Raw genomic sequence first — 2,961 nt, forward strand, 5'->3', positions numbered from 1 at the left:
GAACCTCACGGACGTGATGAAGAACGCGTGTGCGAGAGTACAAATTTGGATAGACTCGGACAGTTCGCTATCCATTTTTTCGAGCAACGAGGGAACCGGCTGTTTCGAAAATCGATGACCTCCCGTAGTTCTCTTCGGTGTAGCACTCGCTCGTGAATCTGTGTTCGACCAGTGTGACAAAGAGAGCGGTGAGAGAAGAGTGGAACACAGGGTTCACGACGAACGCCGATCAGTTCCCGGATTTCGTGCCGGTCGTCGTGCTGGTCGAGTTCGTCGTGGTGGTCGTTCCGGTGGTGGTCGTGGTCGAATCGCCGGACGTCTTGGTGGTGCCGGTTGTCGTGTCCGTAGTGGTTCCGGAATTGCCCTTCGTGGTGGTCGTCCCCGAACCGTCACCCTTCGTGGTCGTCGTTTCGGAATCGTCCTTTGTGGTGGTAATTTTCGACCCTTTCCCGAGCGCGGCGTCGAGTTGTGCCTTCGTCTTCTTCGGTGACACAGTCGGTGCGGTCACGGTATCGTCGACGACGATGCGGGGGACGCGCGTGATCGGGATGTCGTGTACTTGGTCCATCGTCTTCTCGATCTGGGACTGGTACTTGCCCGACTCGATGAGCGAGGCGATGTCCGAGCGGTCGCTCACGTCTGCCTTCTCGGCCAGGTTGAGAAGCATCTCCGTCGTCGCCCACCCCGGCGCGCTGTTCTGGTTTTTGAACACGGTGCCGAAGTACGTCCAGAACTGGTCGGGGTCCTGATTCCAGACCACCAACCCGGCCCGCGCCGCACGGGGTGAGTCGGGACCGTGGAACCCTTCGCCGTCCTCGTAGGCGACGGCGCGGAACTCGATCGCCACGTCGCCGGGTTTGACGTACTTCTCGATGAGCGTCGGCAGGATGTCGAGGACGAAGTGACGCGTGTAAGGGCACTTCCACGCGCCGTAGAACCGAGCCGTCACCGATGCGTCCTCCGAACCCATCGTCGCATACTTGTACTCATCCGCCTTCTCCGGGCGTGACACCGCCTGATAGGCTTTCGGTGCTGGTTCGAGGTCCTCGGGGTCCACGGGTTCGACTTCCGACGTCGTTTCCGTCTCCGTTTTGGTCTCCGTTTTCGTCGTGCTCGACGTCGGATCCTGAATGGTCTCCGTCGTCGTCTGTGCGCCGTTCCGTCCGCCCGAATTCTCCGAGGAGGCACCGTTCTTCGAAAACGCCGAGCAACCGGCGAATCCGACCGTCAGGCCCGACCCGATGAGTCCGAGCACTCTTCTTCTATCGTCTCTCACTGCCATACACGAAGCGATACTCAACCTTCGTTAATAGGTCATTAACGGCTGAATGAACGGTGTACTAAACGAAGAGATTCCCTCCGTGAAATCATCGATCTTCCGACCGTTCAACCGGCCGAGGGTCGTCCGATTGCGGTGGCCGACGATCCTGCTTCGCCGCCAGAAATTTCTCCTCGTTCGTGGAGAGATCACGGGCACGATACACGTCCAATCCGTCCTGATAGCGCTCCGTTTCGGGTTTCGGGTGTTCCAGGACCAGTTCCGCCAGTCCCGTCTCCTCGCCGGTGAACCCGAAGCCTGCTCGGTAGAGCGCGTGGTACGCGTAGGGGTTGTTTACCGCGATTTTAACACGCTGATAATCACGCTCGTGAATCCGCCCCGTCGTGAATCGCGCGAGTTCGGAGCCGATTCCCTCGCCGCGGCGGTCGGCGTGCACCGTCACGTACCGAAGCCACATCGTTCCGTCGTCGGTGCGGTCCTCGTTGAACGCGATGGCGGCCACGAGACGGTCGTCGCCGTAATTCACCGGAAGTCCCGCCGCATCCCGTGAGACGCGGGCGACGGCCTTCCCCGTATTCGACATCACGAACTTGCCCGCGTAGCTGAACCGTTCGTAATCGAGTCGCAGTTTCGGCCCCTCGTCCGGCCATCCCAGTACCGCGTACTCCATGTCCATCCGTTTCGGCGCGACCCACATCCCTCCATCGGGTCGGCGGTTCCCGCCGTCGAATTTTATGCGATGGGTCGCGTTCATCCGATATGTCCCCCACGAACGGCGATATCGGTCACTTCGACCGCATCGCATGGCTGTACGACTACTTCTCGCCCGATTCGGATTACGACATTCTGCGCGAAGGCCTCCAACAGGCCGAACGACCCATCGAGCGAATCGCGGACGTAGCGGGCGGAACGGGCCGGGCCGTGCGCGCGTTCGACGTGGACGAGCGCTTCGTCGTCGATGCCTCCTCGGGGATGCTCGCGCAGGCACACGCACGCGGACTCGACTGCGTGCGCGGGGACGCGACCAGACTGCCGCTCGACGCCGAATCCGTCGATGCCGTCGTCATCTCGGACGCGCTCCATCACATCGGCGACGCGAAGGCGACCCTTTCGGAAGTCGAGCGCGTGCTGCGGCCCGGCGGCGTGGTGATCATCCGCGAGTTCAATCCGGCGACGGTTCGGGGCCGGTTGCTCGTCCGTGGTGAACATCTGCTGGGAATGCGTTCGTCGTTTTTTACGCCGGACGAGCTGGCACGTATCCTGCACGCGGCGGACCTCGTACCGCGGGTTCGGGGCCGTGGCTTCGATTACACCGTCGCGGGTATCAAACGCACATCGGGAACGACATAACCCCGGCCGTGCAACGAACCGTATGAGCAGTGCGTTCGTAACTCGGCGACTCGACCGCTCGGGAACGACGGCCGGACTCTTCATCGGCGATATCGTGGTTCTGCTGGTGCTTCTGACGGTTGGAAGCCTTCGTCATCACGAGAATATCCTCCGAGAGCCCCTCTACTTCGCTAACACCGTCGCACCGTTCCTCATCGGGTGGTTGATATCCGCGTTCGTGGTCGGCCTGTACAGTTCCCGCGCCCACCGGTCGGTTCGAGTCTCGGTGCTGTTCGCGGACGGAACGTGGATCACCGCCGCGCTCATCGGTGCCGCACTCCGCGCGACGTCGT

General features: G+C 61.5%; 4 protein-coding genes. 2 read left to right on the plus strand and 2 right to left on the minus strand.

Features of this window, described 5'->3' with window-relative positions; all coding sequences use genetic code 11:
* Window positions 1–229 precede the first annotated feature (229 nt).
* A complete protein-coding gene (locus WBV42_RS04315; RefSeq protein WP_423984936.1) occupies window positions 230–1,282 on the minus strand; it encodes a DsbA family protein in 1,053 nt (350 codons plus the stop codon).
* 85 nt (window positions 1,283–1,367) lie between these two features.
* Complete coding sequence (locus WBV42_RS04320) at window positions 1,368–1,949, minus strand: GNAT family N-acetyltransferase (RefSeq protein ID WP_423984939.1); 582 nt, start codon at window positions 1,947–1,949, stop codon at window positions 1,368–1,370.
* 89 nt (window positions 1,950–2,038) lie between these two features.
* Here WBV42_RS04320 and WBV42_RS04325 point away from each other — a divergent pair, with 89 nt between their 5' ends.
* Window positions 2,039–2,629, plus strand: a complete 591-nt coding sequence (locus WBV42_RS04325; RefSeq protein ID WP_423984937.1) for a class I SAM-dependent methyltransferase — start codon at window positions 2,039–2,041, stop codon at window positions 2,627–2,629.
* Window positions 2,630–2,651: 22 nt separating this feature from the next.
* Window positions 2,652–2,961, plus strand: a 310-nt coding sequence (locus WBV42_RS04330; RefSeq protein WP_423984938.1) for a DUF3054 domain-containing protein, incomplete at its 3' end; no start/stop codon positions are given.

This window comes from Haladaptatus sp., from assembly GCF_049589095.1.
In the GTDB taxonomy this organism is placed as follows: Archaea; Halobacteriota; Halobacteria; order Halobacteriales; family Haladaptataceae; genus Haladaptatus.

Coding starts and splice junctions, on each gene's coding strand:
- WBV42_RS04315 (WP_423984936.1), bottom strand. CDS start 1,282: ATGGCAGTGAGAGACGATAGAAGAAGAGTGCTCGGACTCATCGGGTCG.
- WBV42_RS04320 (WP_423984939.1), bottom strand. CDS start 1,949: ATGGAGTACGCGGTACTGGGATGGCCGGACGAGGGGCCGAAACTGCGA.
- WBV42_RS04325 (WP_423984937.1), top strand. CDS start 2,039: ATGTCCCCCACGAACGGCGATATCGGTCACTTCGACCGCATCGCATGG.